The sequence below is a fragment of the Streptomyces sp. NPDC046915 genome (assembly GCF_040644935.1).
GTDB lineage: Bacteria > Actinomycetota > Actinomycetes > Streptomycetales > Streptomycetaceae > Streptomyces.
This window is the reverse complement of sequence record NZ_JBEYXB010000022.1, coordinates 33,882-51,135: the sequence shown is the minus strand read 5'-3', so window position 1 is coordinate 51,135 and position 17,254 is coordinate 33,882. Positions and strand designations below refer to the sequence as shown.

The following is a 17,254-nucleotide window of genomic DNA, read 5'->3' as shown; positions in this document are numbered from 1 at the left end:
CGGGGGCACTAGGACCGGCGGGCCGCGCCTTCTTGCGCGGTGTGCCGGAGGTCTGGCTTGCGCGCGATGAGCAGGAACATCTGGCCGGCGGCGGACGCGTCCCGGGCGCGGGCCACCGCGTCCCATTCGGCGAGCGCCCGCAGCCAGGTGGGTACGTCGGTGTCCAGCCCGGCGCCGGCGGCGACCCAGTCCGGGAACATCGCGAAGGGCAGGGCGGTCACGTCCTCGAAGCCCTGCCGGCGGGCCAGGGCCACGAGGTCGTCCGGGGGCACCAGCAGGCCGCGGAGTTGATCGCGTTCGGCCGCCGAGTACATCTCCAGGAAGGTCAGGTGGGGGCAGCGCGGGTCCCATGCGCCGACGGCGGCGACGCCACCGGGCGCGAGGACCCGCCACGTCTGGGCGAAGAGGGCGGCGCGCAGACCGGGCGGCAGGTGGTCGACCGTGCCCATGGCGCAGGTCACCAGGTCGAACACGCCGTCACGGAACGGCAGCCGGGTGCCGTCCGCGCACACGAACCGCTTGGCCGCCTCGCGTGGCATCTCCCGCACGCCGGCGGTGCTCAGGTCGATACCCACGGACTCCACGCCGCAGGCCGCCAGGGCTTTCGGGTAGCGCAGGGTGCCGCTGCCGATGTCGAGGGAGCGGCGCACCGAGCCGATGTCGACGGCGGTGAAGATGCCGACCATCTCCAGCAGTTTCTTGGCGCTGTCCGCCGCGGAGGTGGCATCGAAGTTGTGGTACCAGGAGGCGTCGAAACTGACCGTGTGCTCGACGGAGGGCGGCAGCACCCCGTACCGGTTCAGCGCGTCCACGGTCGCGCCGGGTGCCCCGCCTCCCGGCGTCTCGGTTCCGTGCCGGGGCAGTGCGGCCAGGCGCTTCTGTACGTCGCCGAAGGCCGCGTCCCAGGACAGCAGCAGCTCGTACCCGAGCCGCGCCTCCTGCGAGCGTCCCGTTTCCGCCAGCCGGCGGGCGGACTCGTACATCACGTGCTTGGCGGGCTCGCCGGGATCCGCGACCGCGGATCTGCGGTAGGCGAGGTCCGCCGCGCGCCGGGCGCCGAGGGTGTGCAGGCAGTCGGCGGCGGCCTTCAGGGCGCGTGAGCGCAGGTGCTGGTCCACCGCGGCTCTCTGGTAGAGCGGCAGGGCCGTGTCCGGGGCGCCGCCTCGCTGTACCGCCTCGGCCAGGAGGAACACGGTGGCCGTGTCGAGGCGGGCCGCCGCGGGGTCGCGGGCCAGGGCGGCGAGCCCGCGGGCCAGGGCGGCCTCGTCCACCTTGCCCGCGCGGTGCAGCGCCACCAGGCGGTCGGCGCGGAACCGGAGGCCGGGTTCGTCGTACGGCGGTATCGCGGGGCGGTCCCCCGGGTCGCTCTTCAGCCATGTCTCCTCGGCGTCGCGCAGCGCGGCCGCCACGTCGGCGGTCAGGGCGAACCGCAGTCCGTAGACGTCTCCCTCCTCGGTGGCGGCGGCGAGGAGAGGGCCGCCGGGCTGGGGCACGAGGTGGGTCACCGGGGATCGCAGGTCCACGGACTCGATGACGGTGCCGTCGAAGAGCAGGGCCACCCGGCAGCCGTCGTGGACCGCTTCGGCGGGCGGCCGGGGCGGGGGCCCGGCGGGCGGGGCCGTGGGGTGGCCGCGGACGGGGCAGCCGTCGGCGTCGAGGAGCATCTCCGTGCCGTCGGCAAGGGCCGCGCGCAGCAGGTGTCCTCCGGCCGGAAGGTGGCCGGTGTCCGGGGGCGTGCAGGAGCGCAGTTCGCGTACGGCGGCGGGGAGGCGGCGGGACCAGGCGATGATCAACGCTGTGCCTCTCCCGGCTCCTGGACGCGCCCGGCGCCCCGGGTGTCCCCGGCCAGCCAGGCCGCGAGTGCCGCCGGGCTCGGGTGCTCGTACAGCGTGTCCAGGTCGATGACCCTGCCCTCGGCCGGGTCCGCGTGCGCTGTGAGCCGGGCCAGGAGCAGGGTCGCGGACAGCGAGGTCCCGCCGATGTCGAAGAAGCTGTCGTCGGGTCCGACGTCGGTGGCCCCCGCGATCTCGCCCCACAGCCGGGCGAACGGTGCCCACCGCTCGGCGGCGGCGTCCGGTTCCGTACCGCCTCCGCTGCCCGTCACCGCCCGCCGGGACAGGCCGAGACGGTCCACCTTGCCGCTGGGGGTCAGCGGGAAGCGGTCGAGCACCACGACGGCGGACGGCACCATGTGCGCGGGCAGCACGCCCGCCAGGCGCGTCTTGATGTCCCCGGGTGTGGTGTCGGCCAGCGCGTACGCGACGAGGCGGCGGCCCGCGCCCTGCTGCTCGTGGACGACCACCACGCCGTCCCTGAGCCCGTCCAGGGCCTTCAACGCGCCCTCCACCTCGCCGAGTTCGACGCGGTAGCCGCTGATCTTCACCTGGTGGTCGGTACGGCCCAGCCAGCGCACCGTCCCGTCGTCCTCCAGGCAACCCAGGTCGCCCGACCGGTAGGTGCGGGAACCCGGCGCACCGGCGGCGTCGGGCACGAACTTCTCGGCGGTGAGCCGGGGACGGTGCAGATAGCCCCGGGCCAGGACCGTGCCGCCGATGCAGATCTCCCCGGTCGCGCCCGGCGGCACCGGTCTGCCCCACGGGTCCCTGATGTCGATCAGGGCGCCGTCGATCGGTGTGCCCACGACCGGTGTGTCCGGCCACTTGTCCGGGTCACGGCCCAGGCGGAGCGAGGTGACGATGTGTGTCTCGGACGGCCCGTACTGGTTGAACAGCGTGGTGTCCGGCAGTTCCCGGAAGAAGGCGCGCAGCGCCGGGGTCACCACCAGCTGCTCGCCCGCCGTGATCACCTCGCGCAGCCGGGACGGGCGCGCGCCGCCGCGTACGGCCTCCTGGGCGAGTGCCTGAAGGGCGACGAACGGCATGAAGACCCGCTCGATTCGCTCCCGTTCGACGAGGGCCAGCAGCGCGCGAGGGTCCCTGCGGAGTTTCTCCTCGACCATGACGAGGCAGCCGCCCGACGCCCAGGTGCTGAACATCTCCTGGAACGAGGCGTCGAAGCTGGCCGCCGAGAACTGGAGGGTGCGTGCCCCCGCCGAGCAGGCGGAGTCCTGGCACTGCCATGAGATCAGGCCGGACATGGGCGCGTGCGGCATCCCGACGCCCTTGGGGAGCCCGGTGGATCCGGACGTGTACATCACGTACACCAGGTCGTCGGGCCGGGGCTCGGGCAGCGGAGCCGGGCCGGCCGGCGCGGAGGCGGAGGCCCCGGAGCCTGACGCCCCGGCCTCCACGACCCTTGTGCCGGGCGGCAGTTCGATGCCGTCGAGGCGGCCCGGCTGGGCCACCACCAGGTCGGCCCCGCTGTCCTCGATCATGAACGACAGCCGTCCGGGGGGATACGCGACGTCGAGGGGCAGGTAGGCGGCACCGGTGCGGAGAATGGCCAGGACCGTCAGGGGCAGGTCGGCGGAACGGTCCACGCACATCCCGACGATCCGGCCGGGACCCGCACCGTGGGCGGCGAGACGGTGGGCCATCGCCGTGGAGTCCCGGGCGAGTTGCCGGTACGAGATCTCCCGCCCGCGGTCGGCGACCGCGGGGAGGCCGGGAGTGCGGTCGGCCTGCCGGTCGAACAGGGCGATCACCGAGGGTGCGGGACACGGTGGCGGCTGCGGCCCGCCCGGACTGGTCGGCTCAACGCTGTCCATCGGTGTCCTCTCCTTCGTGCGGTGCCGTGGTGCCGTGCCGTGCCTCGTCGATCGCCGCGGCGAGCGCGGTCACCCACGGCCGGCGCAGCAGGGTGAAGTGGTCTCCCGGCAGGGTGCGGATCTCGGCCGCGGGCAGCAGGGCGCGCCAGCGCTCCGCGCTGCGGGCGCGCAGTTCGGCCGGCTGCTCCGCCGCGAAGAGGACCAGGGCCGGCCCGTCGTAGGGGGACGGGACGTGGTGTACCGCTGCCCGGGCGTGCCGGTGGAAGGCCCGCGTCCAGCGCTCCAGTCCGGTACGGGCGCCTGCCGGGAGGGGGGCCTGGGGGCCGCCGCCCGTCAGGTCCCACAGCTCTTCGGGGGTGAGCGCGTCCTCGTCCGGGGCGCCGCCCCACGGGTAGCTGTCGATCAGGACGAGCCGCTCGACGCGGTCCCCGTCGGCGGCGATCCGCCGTGCCGTCTCGAGTGCGACGAGGCCGCCCATCGACCAGCCGGCCAGCAGGTGGGGGCCGTGCGGGCGCACCCGCCGCAGGGCGCGGACGGCGCGGGCGGCGCCGTCCTCGACGCTCCACTCGCCGGTGCCCGCCTCGGTGTCCTCCAGCCCGTACACCGTCCCGCCCGGCCGCAGCGTCTGCGCCAGGGCGTGGAAGCCCGCGACCTCGCCGCCCGCCGGGTGGACGCAGATCAGCGGTGTCCGGCTGTCACCGGCCCGCAGTGTGACCAGGGCCGGGTCGGGCGAGTGGCCGGACGCGCGGTCCTCGCCTCTGAGCAGCAGGGACAGCCGTGCCACGCTGTCGGGGGCCCGGCCGGTGCCGGTCTCCTCGAACAGGTCGGACAGGGCGACCGGAGTGCCGTCGGCCAGGTCGTTGAGGCGCGCGACGAGTTGCACGGCGAGCATGGAATGGCCGCCGAGGTCGAAGAAGCCGGCCTCCGGGTCGTGCACGCGGGTGCCGAGCAGTTCCTCGAAGTGGCGCGCGACCTCGGCCTCGTGCTCGTCCATGGGGCGTACGGGTGCTTCGTCGCCGGAGGGTAGGGGCAGGCGGGCCAGGGCCGCCGTGTCCACCTTGCCGTTGACCGTCAGCGGCAGCCGTCCGGTCCAGACGAGGGTGTCCGGGATCATGTGGCGCGGCAGTGTCCGGGCGAGGAACTCCTGTATCTCGTGCGGTGCGGGGAGCGCGCGCTCGGCGCTCGGCCGGGCCTCGGCGTAGGCCACCAGGCGGGTCCGCTCCTCCTCCCCGGTGCCTTCGGGCGCGTGCTCGTGCCGCACCCGCACCGCGCAGTCGGCGACGGCGGGGTGGCCGGCGAGGGCGGCCCTGATCTCCTCCAGTTCCACCCGGTGCCCGCGGATCTTGACCTGTCCGTCGGTGCGTCCGAGGAAGAGCAGGGTGCCGTCCGGCCGGCGGCACGCCCGGTCGCCGGTGCGGTAGAGGCGTTCGCCGGGCGCTGCCGGGGTGGGGTGGGGCACGAAGGAGGCCGCGGTGGCCCGGGGGTCGTCGAGGTAGCCGCGGGCCAGGCCCGGACCGCCGACGCACAGCTCGCCGACGACCCCGGCGGGCACCTCGCGCCAGGCGTCGTCCAGGACGTGCAGTGTCACGCCGTGCGGCGGCCGTCCGATCGGCACGGGTCCGGTGACCGGTTCCCGCCCGTCGCCCTCGGTGCCGGCCTCGGTCCCGCCCTCGCCGCCGACCTCGAAGACGGCGCAGCCCACGGTCGCCTCGGTCGGACCGTACTCGTTGAAGACGCGCACGTGCGGGGCGTGTGCGCGCCACGGGGCGAGCAGTTCGTAGCGCAGTTCCTCGCCGCCGACCACCAGGGCGCGGGCGGCCTGGGCCAACCGCTCGGGCGGTACGAGCTGGTTGAGCAGCCGCAGGTGCGACGGGGTGAGCTTCAGCAGCGTCAGGTCCTCACCCGCGGCCAGTTGCCCGGCGAGTACGTCGATCCGGCGGGAGCTCTCCTCGATGCGGACCTGGCCGCCGACGGCGAGGGGCACCAGCAGGCTGGTGACGGTGAGGTCGAACCCGAGCGAGGTGTGGACGCGGCTGCCCCGGCCGCCGTGCGCGTAGGCGCCGGCCGCCCACCGCACGTAGGCGACGACGGACCGGTGTGTCACGACCACGCCCTTGGGCACGCCGGTCGAGCCGGAGGTGAACAGGATGTAGGCCGCGCGGTCCGCGAGGCGGGGGTCGCCGGCGTCGCTCGGCGGGTCTTCCGGCGGGTCCGCGTCCGCCGTCAGGTCCCGCACGCGGATCACGTTGTCGCCGAGCCCGTCGGGCGCGGTCGCGTCCGGGTCCGTCAGCAGCAGCCGTGCCCCCGCCCGTTCGACGAGGGAGCGGAGCCGGTCCGGCGGGAGCGCGGGATCGAGCGGCACATAGGTGCCGCCCGCCTTGAGGACGGCGAGCAGCGCCACGACCAGGCGTTCGCTGTGGACGCCGAGCAGCGCGACCCGGGTCTCGGTGGTCACTCCGGCCCGGCGCAGGCCCGCGGCCCAGGAGTCGGCCGCCGCCTCGAGTTCCCGGTACGTCAGGGTGGTGCCCGCGGAGCGGACGGCGATGGCGTCCGGGGTGCGGGCGGCCTGCCGCTCGACCAGGGCGTGCACGCTCGGGGCGGGTTCGACCGCCGTTCCGGCGGTGGGCAGCGGCGCGGCGGGCGCCGGGGGCGGGCCGAGACGGAGCCGGCCGAGCGCGGCGCCGGGGGTGGCGAGCGCCGACGCCACCAACTCGGTGAACCGGTCGAGCAGTTCCGTCGCGTGGCCGGCGGGCAGCCGCTCCGGGTTGTGGTGCAGTACGGCGCTCAGCCCGGCGGCGGACCAGGCGCAGCTGAGTTTGAGTCCCGCCGCGTCCGCGTCGACGTCCAGCATGTCCGTGTGCACGAGCGCGTCGCCCACGTGCTCCGGTTCGGGCAGCCGCACGCATTCGAAGGCCGTCTCCCCCGGGCCGGGGCAGCCGTCGGGGGCGTCGGCGGTCAAGTGGTCGGTCTCGTCCAGGAGTTCCTGCCGGGCGTCGCGGACGCGGACGAGGGCGTGCGTGAAGGGCAGGTCGCCGGAGAGTTCCGGTGCGGCGGTGGCCCACTTGGCGTACGGCCCGATCCCGCCGTCGAGTTCGTCGCCCCGCCCGGCCAGGAGCACCGAGACCGCCGGGCCGTCCTGCCCGCAGGATCTGAGCAGCAGGGTGTGCCAGCAGGTCAGGAGGACCGCGTCGACGTCGCTGTCCGTGCGGGCGGCCAGGTCCCGCAGCGCGGTCACGGTGCCGGCGCCCATGTGCCGCCGGACGGTGCCGCGGGGCGCCGGGCGGGCGTCCGCGGGCTCGGTCGCGAGGCGGGGGCGGCTCAGCTGCCCGCGCCGGGTCTGGTCGGCCGCGGCCGAGAGCTGTTCGGGGGTTCCGCCGAGGGAGTGCTGCCACTCGGTGAACTCGCAGTACTGCAAAGGGTCGTCGGGACCGGCTTCGCCCCGCAGGATTGCGAGGAGTTCGGCGCGCAGTACGAGCAGGGAGGCCGCGTCCGCGAAGAGCGCGGGGACGGTGAGGGTGAGCCGGTGCGTGCCGGGGCCGTCGGGCCGCCGGGCGACGCCGACCAGCGCCGTCTCCGCCGGGCTCGCCGTCTCCGCCGGGCTCGCCGTCTCCGCCGGGCTCGCCGTGTCGGCCGGCGGCTCTTCGGTGAGGCGGACGTGTCCGTCCGGCGTCGGGTCGACGACCTGGACCGGCACCGCCCCGCCGGCCATGGTCCGCAGGCGGGTCCGCAGGATCTCGTGGCATCCCACGACCCGGGTGACGGCCTGTTCCAGCGCGTCCTGGGACAGTTCGCCGCGCACGGTGAGGACGAGTCGCGCGAGGGGCGTCCGGCCGGTGCGCAGCGCCCTGATACGACGCTGCTGCTGGGAGAGCCGGTAGCCCTCGACGGAGTCCGCGGACGCCGTCGGCGCCTGCGCGTGGGTGTGTGTGGTCACCGGTACTCCACCGTCCCGCCCATCGCGACCAGCAGCCTGCGCTCGCCCCGGTAGGGGTTGCGGGCGTGGGCGGCGAGGATGTTGTCGACCATCAGCACGTCTCCGCGCTGCCAGCGGAAACTGGTCTCGCAGTCCTGGTAGACCCGCAGGATCTCGTCCATGTGCTCGGCGGGGATCTCCGTGCCGTCGCCGTAGGTGCACTCGCGGGGCAGGCGGTCGCCCACGACGGTGCGCAGCGACTCGCGGGTGGCGCGGTCGAGGCAGGACAGGTGCCAGTGCTGGGCCTGGTTGGTCCAGCACCGGGCGCCGGTCACGGGGTGCCGGATCGCGGCGGGGCGCACGCATTCGGTGCGGAGCACGCCGTCGCGCCAGGACCAGGAGAACCCGTTTGCGCGGCAGCGCTCCTCCACCTCCAGGCGGTCGGAGGTGCCGAAGACGTCCTGCCAGGCGACGCCCAGTTCGGGCAGGTAGGTACGGACGTAGCGGACGCCCTTCTCCAGGAAGGGCCCGCGGACGTCCTCCGGCAGCCGTTCGAACACCCGGCGGCTGTCGGCGACGGGCGTCTCCCCGCCCCGCTCGGCGGGCAGCGCGCAGCAGAAGAAGATCCTTCCGGGGCCCGTGGCGTTGAAGGTGTTCTCGTTGTGCCAGAGCAGCTTCTCGTGGGGGGCGAAGAAGACCGGTGTGTAGACCCCGGTGCCCAGGGCGGCACGCGGGTGTTCGCCGTTGTCGGCGATCAGGTCGTCGACGAACACCGTGGCGAACCGCTCGAAGGGAGCGGGTTCGGCCACCTCGAAGTCCCGGAAGAGGACGGCGCCGTGGGCCAGCAGGTCGGTCTCGACGTCGGCGCGCCGCTCCCGCGCCCAGGCCGTCAGGTCCACGTCGGGGTGCAGCCGGGTGTAGGTCGCGATGCCGTCGCGGCCCTCGTCCGGTGCGTCGCGCCGGACCAGTTCGGCGGCTCGCAGGGTGGCGGGCCGCGTTCTGCGGCGCAGGCCCGCCCGGTGGCCGGCGGCGCCTGGTGTGTCCGGTGTCGGCGGGGCGGTGTTCGTGGGTGTGGGGTCGGGCGTCCGTTCTTCCATGGCAGTCATGGCGGTCTCCGGGGCGGCGGTGGCGTCGAGGGGGACGGCGGCGTCGTCGTGTGCCGCCATGGCCTGGACGAGGTCGGTGAACCGGGCGCACAGCTCCGTCATCGAACGCCGGTCGAAGAGGTCGGTGTCGTACTCCCACACGCCCTTGACGACGTCCCCGTCCTCCTCCAGCAGGACCGTCAGATCGAAGCGGACGGTCTGGAGGCTCATCGGGAACGGGGTGAGGGAGAGGCCGGGCAGGTGTTCCTCGCCCCTGGGCGTGTTGTCGAGCACGAGCTTGGTCCGGAACAGGGGGCTCTGCTCGCGTGAGCGCCGCGGGTTGAGGGCTCGTACGACCCGTTCGAAGGGCAGGTCCTGGTGGGCGTACGCGTCCAGCGTCAGGGCGCGGACCTGGTCGATCAGCTCCCGCCAGGTCGGCGCGCCGGTGAGGTCGCAGCGCAGGACGAGCTGGTTGACGAAGAAGCCGATCAGGCCCTCGGCGGCGAGGTCCGAGCGGCCCGCGACGTCGGTGCCGACCACCACGTGCCGTTCCCCGGACCGCTGGGCGAGTGCGACGAACAGGGGTGCGAGGACCAGCATGAAGGTGGTCGCCCCGGTGTCCGCGCCCAGGGTGCGCAGCGCCCGCACGGTGTCGGCGGGCAGTTCGAAGGGCAGCCGCTCGCCGCGGAACGTGGGCCGGGCGGGGCGCTGCCGGTCCAGTGGCAGGCCGCGCAGGGCGGGCACCCCGTCGAGCCGCTCGCGCCAGTAGCGCTCGCTGTCGTCGAACTTGCCGTCGGCCAGCCGGCGTTGCTGATCGGCGGCGAACGCCGTGTACGGGCGCTCCAGGGGCGGCAGTTCGGCGGGGCGGCCTTCGCGCCGTGCCCGGTAGTGCGCGGTGACCTCCTCGATGATCACCTTGGTGGACCAGGCGTCGTAGGCGATGTGATGGAGGGTCAGCAGCAGTACGTGGCGGTCCGGCGCCGCCCGAAGCACGGCCATGCGGATCTGGGGGTCCCGGCCGAGGTCGAACGGCTCGGTGTAGGCGGCGCGGGCGTGGCGTTGTGCCTCCGCCATCCAGGGGTCGGCGTCCTCGGAGGCGGTGGTGTGGTCGAGGTCGATCACTTCGCACGGCACGGGGGCCGGTTCGAGGACGATCTGGCGCAGTCCGCCGTCGACCATGCGGAACACGGTTCTGAGCACCGCGTGCCGTCGCACCATGTCGTCCACGGCGCCGCGCAGGGCCGCCAGGTCGAGGTCTCCGTCGAGGCGGACGTACATCGGCACGTTGTAGTGGTGGGCGGAGGGATCGAGTTGCTGCACGAACCACAGCCGCTCCTGTGCCGGGGAGGCGAGCGGCGGCCCGTCGGCGGCGGCGTCCGCCGGTTCGGCGGCGTCCGCGTCCGGCGCCGCGACGGCAGTCAGGGATGCGACGACCGAGGCGAGATCGTGCAGCGTGCGGTGCTCGAACGGGGTCCGTACCGGCAGGTCCACGCCGAACTCCGAGCGCAGCCGGTACACCAGCTGGAAGGTCAGCAGCGAGTGCCCGCCGAGGGCGAAGAAGTCGTCGTCGGGGCCGATGTCGGTGACGGCCAGGAGTTCCCGCCAGACGGCGGCGACGGACTCCTCGACCGGGGACAGCGCCCGGCGGGAGGCTCCGGCCCCACCCTCCGCGGGCCCGGCGGTCCCGGCCAGCGCGGCCCGGTAGCCGGCCAGCGCGCGCCGGTCGGCCTTGCCGTTGGCCGTCAGCGGGATCTCGGGGACGGGCACCAGGGAGGCGGGCACCATCGCGGGCGGCAGCAGGGCGGTCAGGCTCTCGCGGATCTCGGGCAGCAGGTCCGCCGCGGTCCGTCGCCACAGCGGGTCGTTTCCGTGGCGCCGGGCGGCGGACGGGGCGCCCGGGTCCGGTGTTCCGGCGGGCGCGGTCCGTAAGCCGGGGGCGGTCAGCCGCGCGTCGTAGGAGCCGTCGGCCGCGCCGCGCCGCCAGTCCAGGCGTACCCGGTAGCCCGCTTCCTCGCCGAGCCGGACCACGTCCTCGGGCAGTACGACGGGGGGCGGCTGCTCCAGGTCCGCCAGGGCGTCGCCGACGGCGCTCGCGGGGTGGGCCCGCTCCAGCGCGGTCCGCCGTGCGGCGATCGGGGCCACGCGGCCGTGCGGGACGGACGTCAGCCACAGTGCCGGCGGGCGCTCCTCGGCCAGCAGGCGCCGCAGCCACTCGGCCGACGGCTCCCCCGCCGGCCACTCGACGAGGCGCGGCCGCGGGCCGCCGTCCCCTTCCCGCTCCGGGGCGGGTACGCCGGCCGGTGCCACGGTGAGGACCACGTCGAAGCGGAACCGGGTCAGTTCGTTGTCCGCCGGGCCGAACCGCGGCGTCACCTCGACACCGGTGAGCCGGGGGTGGGCGGCCGCGAGGTCGGTGAAGAACTCGGGTGCCAGGCAGAGTTCCTCCTCCAGCAGCGTCCGCCGCCGCACTGCCGCGAGCACGTCCGAGACGCGGGTCCCCGAGGCGGCCGAGGCCAGCTCCACGGAGGTGTGGAACAGCTCCAGGAGCGGCAGGCTGCGCACGTCTCCGACGAAGACGCTGCCGCCGTCCGGCATCGCGTCGACCGCCGACCGCAGGACCCGCTCCGTGTAGGAGACGCTGGGGAAGTACTGCACGACCGAGTTCAGGACGACGGTGTCCACGGCGTCGCCGTCCCGCACGGCGGTGTGGGCCGGGGCGTGCCGCAGTTCGACGGACGTGTCGAGGGACGTGTCGCCGGGCATGTCGTCCAGGCGGTCGCGTACGTAGGCCAGCGCGGCCGGTGAGATGTCGGTGCCGGTGTAGGAGCGGCAGCCCGGCGCGACGCCGCGCAGGATCATGCCGGTGCCGCAGCCGATCTCCAGCACGCGCCGGGGTCGCAGGGCCCGTATCCGGTCGACGGTCTCCTCCCGCCAGGAGGCCATGTCCGGCGCCGGGATGGGCGCGCCGGTGATGCTGTCGGTCCAGCCGGCCAGTTCCGCCTGCTCGGCCGGGAGTTCCCGCAGCGGCGCGTACAGGTCCTGGTAGACGCCGTCCCATTGGGCGAGCCGGTCGTCCTCGCGCCGTCGGGTGTCCTCGTCCCTGGCCGGCTGCGTCACCCGCAGATAGCCGACGAGTTCCGGCTCGCCGGCGTCGGTCTTCTCGGTGGTCACCTCGGCGGCCACCACCTCGGGCCGGTCGAGGAGGGCCGCCCGGACCTCGCCGGGCTCCACCCGGTGGCCGCGGATCTTGACCTGGTCGTCGAGGCGCCCCAGGTACTCCAGGTTCCCGTCAAGGAGCCTGCGCACCCGGTCGCCCGTGCGGTACATCCGGGTGCCCGGCCCGGGTGCGAAGGGGTCGGGCAGGAACCGGGAGGCCGTCAGTCCGGGCCGGTGCCGGTATCCGTGCGCGAGGCCCGCCCCGCCGATGTACAGCTCGCCGTGCACGCCGTCGGGGACCGGTCGCAGGTGTGCGTCCAGGACATAGGCCCGGGTGCGGGCGACCGGTTGGCCGATCGGTACGGCGTCGGCGGGCCCGGCGCCCGCCGACTCGTACGCCACGCAGGCCACGCAGGCCTCGGTGGGGCCGTACTCGTTGACGATCCGTATCTCGCCGGCCGCCGCGCGCAGCGCCGTGAGGTCGTCCTCGTACAGTGCCTCTCCCCCGACGACGAGCACGTCGACGCGGGAGGCGAGCCGTCCGGCGAGGCCCGCCCGGACCAGCAGCCGCAGATGGGACGGGGTGAGCTTGAGGAACGGCGCGCCCTCGGTGGTCTCCACCCATCGCACCAGCGACTCGCCGGGGGTGTCGGACTCCTGGAGGAGGTCGAGCCGGCCGCCGGCGGTCAGCGGGCCGAGGAGGCCGGTGACGCTCAGGTCGTAGGCCGCCGAGGTGTGCACGGGTACGCCGCGCGGGTCGGCGAGGTCGACGACCGAGCCGATCCACCGCAGGTAGTCGACGACTCCGCCGTGGGGGACCGTCACGCCCTTGGGGCGGCCGGTGGAACCCGAGGTGTAGATCACGTACACGGTGTCGTCCGGGCCGGCGGGCACATGGGGCCGGGTGTCGGGCGCGGCCGCGAGGTCCGTCTCCAGGAGCCCGAGGTCGATGACGTCCGCGCCGGGTGCCGCACCGCGGGTGACGACCGCCGACGCCGCGCTGTCGGCGAGGACGAGGGAGGTGCGCGCGGCGGGGGCCGACGGGTCGAGGGGGAGGTAGGCGGCCCCGCACTTGAGCACGGCGAGGAGGGCGACCGGCAGGTCGGGGCCGCGGGGCAGCAGGACGCCGACGAGGTCGCCGCGGCCGACGCCGGTGGCCAGGAGCAGGTGGGCGAGCCGGTTGGCCGCGCGGTCCAGCTCGGCGTACGACAGGTCGGTGCCCTGCCAGGTGAGCGCGGGCGCGTCCGGGGTGCGGTCGGCCTGCCGCTCGACGAGTACGTGTAGCGGTTCACGCACCGGTGCCGGCCGGTCCGCGGCGGCGTCGGCCTGCCGTGGCCCGCTGTGTGCCGGGCCGGTCAGCAGCGGCAGTTCGGCGATCGTGCGGTGCGGGTCGTGGACGGCGGCGTCCAGCAGCGTCTGGAGGCACTCCACGAACCGCTCGACCGTCCGGGTGTCGAAGAGGTCGGCGGCGAACTCGACGTACCCGTGGAAGCGGCCGTCCTCCTCCCACATGTTCAGGTCGAGGTCGAAGCGGGTCGCCCCGGTCTCGAAGGGCACCGCCGTCACCGTCAGACCGGCCGCCCGGGTGACGATCTCCGGCGTGTTGTGCAGCGTGAAGTTGACCTGGTACAGCGGGTTGCGCGACAGGTCCCGTTCCGGGAAGAGACGTTGGACGATGACGTCGAGCGGCATGTCCTGGCAGTCGTAGCCGGCGTTGCAGATGTCGCCGGTCTCCCGCAGCAGGTCGGCGAAGCCGGCCTCGGGCCGCAGCGGGATCCGGAACAGCACCGTGTTGGCGAAGAACCCGATCAGGCCGTGGGTCTGTTCGTCGCGCCGGTTGACGATGGGGGCGCCGACCACGATGTCGTCCTGGCCGCTGTACCGGCCGAGCAGCAGGGCGAAGCCCGCGAGGAGCGTCATGTACGGCGTGCGGCCCTGCTCGGTGCTCAGTCGCATCAGGCCGTCGGTGAGCCGCTGGGAGAACGCGAACCGGACGGTGCCGCCCCGGTGGCTCTGCACGGCGGGCCGCGGCCGGTCGGTCGGGAGCGTGAGCTGCTCCGGCGTGCCGACCAGTCGCCTCTTCCAGTAGTCGAGCTGCCGCCGCGCCTCGGCCGACTCCAGCCAGTCCCGCTGCCAGCGGCTGAAGGCCCCGAAGTCCAGCGGGAGCGGCGGGAGTTCGTCCGTCCGCCCGGAGAGCCGGTGCTCGTACAGTTCGCCCAGTTCCCTGCTGAAGATGCTCAACGACCAGCCGTCGACGGCCACATGGTGGAAGGTGATCAGCAGGACGTGCTCGTCCTCGGCCACCCGCAGCAGGCGGGCACGCATGGGCACGCCGTGTTCGAGGGCGAAGGGCGCCGTGCGCTCCTCCTCCATCACCCGCCGGTACGCCGTCTCCCGCGCGCCCGCGTCCTGGTCCGTGAGATCCACCAGGGGCAGGGCGACGGGGACGGACGCGTTGACCCGCTGCACGGGTACCCCTTCGACCAGCGGGAAGCTGGTCCGCAGGATCGGATGCCGCCGCACCACTTCGCGCAGCGCGTCGGTGAGCGCCGCCCGGTCCAGTCGGCCCGTGAGGCGGCAGACCAGGGGCGTGTGGTAATGCGAGCCGTCGGCGGACAGGCGCTGTAGGAAGAGGATCCTGCGCTGTGTGAAGGAGGTGGGCGCGTCGGTGTCCGCGGGCTCCACATAGGCGGCGAGCGGCGGCTGGACGCCCGCGTCGAGCAGCCGGGAGCGCAGTCGCGCACGGTCCTCCGCGGGCAGCCGCGTGATGCGGTCGGCCAGTTCGGATGTCATGGCTTGACCTTCCCGTCCCCCGTCTCGCGTTCCGCTTCGAGGTCGGCGAGCACGTCCGCCAGCAGTGCGGCGTCCTCGTCGGCCGTGGTGCGCAGCGCGCCGATCTGCGCGGCGAGGTGCGCCGGTGTGGGGTCCTGGAGGAACCGCTCCAGGGAGACCTGCACGCCGCAGCTCGCGTCGACCTTGCTGAGCAGCACCATGACCTGGAGCGAACTGCCTCCCTCGGCGAAGAAGTTGCGGTCCGGTGCCGCGCTGGTGCCGGGGAGGACCTCGTGCCAGATCTCCAGCGCCTGTTTGAGGAGGTCCGTGTCCGCGGGTTCGGCCGCGGGCAGTGGTGTGCTCGCGCGGGTGTCCGGCTCCGTGACCGTCGTACGCTCCGGGTGGCCCGCCCAGGCCTGCACGGGGAACGTGCCGAGCGGCCGGGCCGGTTCGGCGAGCAGCCGGTCGGTGAGGTCGAGCCACTGGTCGACCGTGCGCGCGACGGTGTGGGCGTCGTGGAGTTCGCCGCGGTATTCCACGGTCACGGAGAGCGGGCCGCCCTCGTCGACGACCGACACGAGCAGGTCGAGGGCGGAGGGCCGGCTCGGGGCGGGCAGCAGGCGGATGTCGAGCCCGGGGACCTCGATGGGTTCCTGCGGCGGGATCATCTGGAACAGGACGGGGAAGAGGGGATGCCGGTCGGTGTCCCGCTCCTCGTTCACCAGGGCCACCACCCGGTCGAAGGGCACGTCCTGGTGCTGGTAGGCGTCCGCCCACGCGGTGGCCGTGGTCCGCGCGAGACGGGTGAGGCCCGCCGTTTCGTCGACGCGGGTCCGGACGGCGACCATGTTGGCGAACAGGCCGACCATGGCCTGGGTCTGGGGCTGGGTCCGGCCGGCCACGGTGCTGCCGACCACCAGGTCCGCCGTGCCGAGGGTCCGCGAGAGCGCCGCGCAGAAGGTGGTCAGCAGGGCGGTGAACAGGTCGCCGCCCGCGGCCCGTCCGGCCGCGCGCAGCGCGTCGGCGGTCGTCCCGTCGATCTCCCGGCGCAGGTCGTCGACCCGGACGGGCTCGTGCCGCGGCCGGGGGCGGTCGGTCGGCAGGTCCAGGGGGCGCATGCCCCGCAGCCGGTCGCGCCAGAAGTCCAGGTGGGGCTCCAGTGCGCCGCTGTCGGCGAGCTGCGACTGCCACGCCGCATAGTCTGCGTACTGGAGTTCGAGCGCAGGAGGGGTCCAGGGACACCCGGAGCGGCGGGCGTGCAGCGCCTGGCCCATCTCACGGACGAGCAGGTTCAAGGACCATGCGTCCACCACGATGTGATGCACCGTCAGGTGCAGGACGCGTGAGGTCTCACCGGTGCGGGCCAGCGTCACGCGGGCCAGCGGGCCCCGGGCCGGCTCGAAGGGGGTGTCCGCCGCCGCCCGGAGCACCTTTTCGAGGGCCTCGTCGCTCGCCTCGTCGCGCAGGTCCACGACCCGTACGCGGGCGCCGTGCGGCGAGATGACCTGGTGCAGGCGCCCCTCGTACATGCGGAAGCCGGATCTCAGCACCTCGTGCCGGGCCAGGACCGCCTCGACCGCGGCGACGAGGTCGGCGTCGTCGAGGTCCCCCTCGATCGCCACCCCGCCGGAGAGGTTCAGTGCCGCCCGGTCCGCGGACGACTCGTGCACGAACCACAGCCGCTGTTGCGCGTACGAGGCCGCGACGACGACATCGGGCTCCTTCTGCTCAGCCAAGGGGACTCCTGTGCGAGGGTTCGGCCATGGCGACGGCCACCTGGCGTGGCCCGGTGAAGGGTTCGCGGCCGTGGGCGGCCAGCATGTTGTCGACCACCAGCAGATCGTCGGCCTGGTAGTCGAACCTGGTGAGGGCGGCGCGGTAGCAGCTCCGCAGGTGGTCGAGGACGTCTTCGCCGATCGGCCCGCCGTCCCCGAAGTAGGTGTTGCTGGGCAGTTCCTCCTCGCCGACCATCTCCAGCAGCCCCTGGCGCACGACCGCCGGGAGCGTGCTCACGTGGAAGACGGTGATGTGGTTGAACCAGACCCGCTCCCCCGACCGGGGGTGCCGGTGCACGGCGTCCCGTACGGCCACGGTGCGCAGCACGTCCTTGCCCCGCCATTCGGTGCGCAGGCCGCGGGCCGCGCAGTAGGCGTCGACCTCGGCGCGGTCGGCGGTGTCGAAGACGTACTGCCAGGGCAGGCCCAGCTCCTCCCGGTAGGTCCGGGTGACGGTCCACCGGCGCCGGGTGAACTCCTCGACGACCTCGGGATCGACGGCCCGCAGGACCTCACGGGTGTCCGCGAGCGGGGTGGCTCCCTGCGTGGCGGCGGGCCGCACGCAGTGGAAGAACAGCGTCATGGGCCAACTCGCCTGGTAGGAGTTCTCGTTGTGCAGGAAGATCTCCTCGGTGGGCGGGTAGTCGGTGGAGGTGTAGATCCGGCCCTGGATGGCGCGGCGTGGCGAGGAGCGCTCCGTGTACGACAGCGGGGGGCCCGACAGCGTGGTCACGGCCGCCTCGTGCCCCTGCGTCCCGCCCATGTCGAATCCGCGCAGCAGTACGGCGCCGTGCGTGTGCAGGCGTTCGCGGATCTCCGCCCGGCGCCGGGTCAGGGTCTCGACGAGACCGGTCCCGGTGTGGTTCACGGTGTACGGCAGGTCCAC

At 74.3% G+C, this 17,254-nt stretch carries 6 protein-coding genes; all 6 read right to left on the bottom strand.

The features are described from left to right. Window positions 1-8: 8 nt before the first annotated feature. From ABZ915_RS39310 to ABZ915_RS39285, 6 genes are read right to left on the bottom strand one after another with little or no spacing between them, the layout of a single operon-like run. Window positions 9-1,793 (bottom strand): methyltransferase domain-containing protein, encoded by a 1,785-nt coding sequence (locus ABZ915_RS39310; RefSeq protein WP_361813451.1) that lies wholly within the window; start codon window positions 1,791-1,793, stop codon window positions 9-11. Then, window positions 1,790-3,667, bottom strand: coding sequence for a non-ribosomal peptide synthetase (locus tag ABZ915_RS39305; RefSeq protein WP_361813449.1), 1,878 nt, complete (start codon window positions 3,665-3,667; stop codon window positions 1,790-1,792). The genes ABZ915_RS39310 and ABZ915_RS39305 overlap by 4 nt, the downstream gene beginning before the upstream one ends. Next, entirely contained in the window at window positions 3,654-7,601 is a 3,948-nt protein-coding gene (locus ABZ915_RS39300) for an amino acid adenylation domain-containing protein (RefSeq protein WP_361813447.1), read from the bottom strand. The genes ABZ915_RS39305 and ABZ915_RS39300 overlap by 14 nt, the downstream gene beginning before the upstream one ends. Then, window positions 7,598-14,614 carry an amino acid adenylation domain-containing protein gene (locus ABZ915_RS39295; protein WP_361813445.1) on the bottom strand — a complete coding sequence of 2,339 codons (7,017 nt, stop codon included), beginning with the start codon at window positions 14,612-14,614 and terminating at the stop codon, window positions 7,598-7,600. Before ABZ915_RS39295 ends, ABZ915_RS39300 begins: the two co-directional genes overlap by 4 nt. Then, window positions 14,611-16,329 (bottom strand): condensation domain-containing protein, encoded by a 1,719-nt coding sequence (locus ABZ915_RS39290; RefSeq protein WP_361813443.1) that lies wholly within the window; start codon window positions 16,327-16,329, stop codon window positions 14,611-14,613. Before ABZ915_RS39290 ends, ABZ915_RS39295 begins: the two co-directional genes overlap by 4 nt. Continuing rightward, window positions 16,322-17,254, bottom strand: a complete 933-nt coding sequence (locus ABZ915_RS39285) for a TauD/TfdA family dioxygenase (RefSeq protein WP_361813441.1) — start codon at window positions 17,252-17,254, stop codon at window positions 16,322-16,324. The genes ABZ915_RS39290 and ABZ915_RS39285 overlap by 8 nt, the downstream gene beginning before the upstream one ends.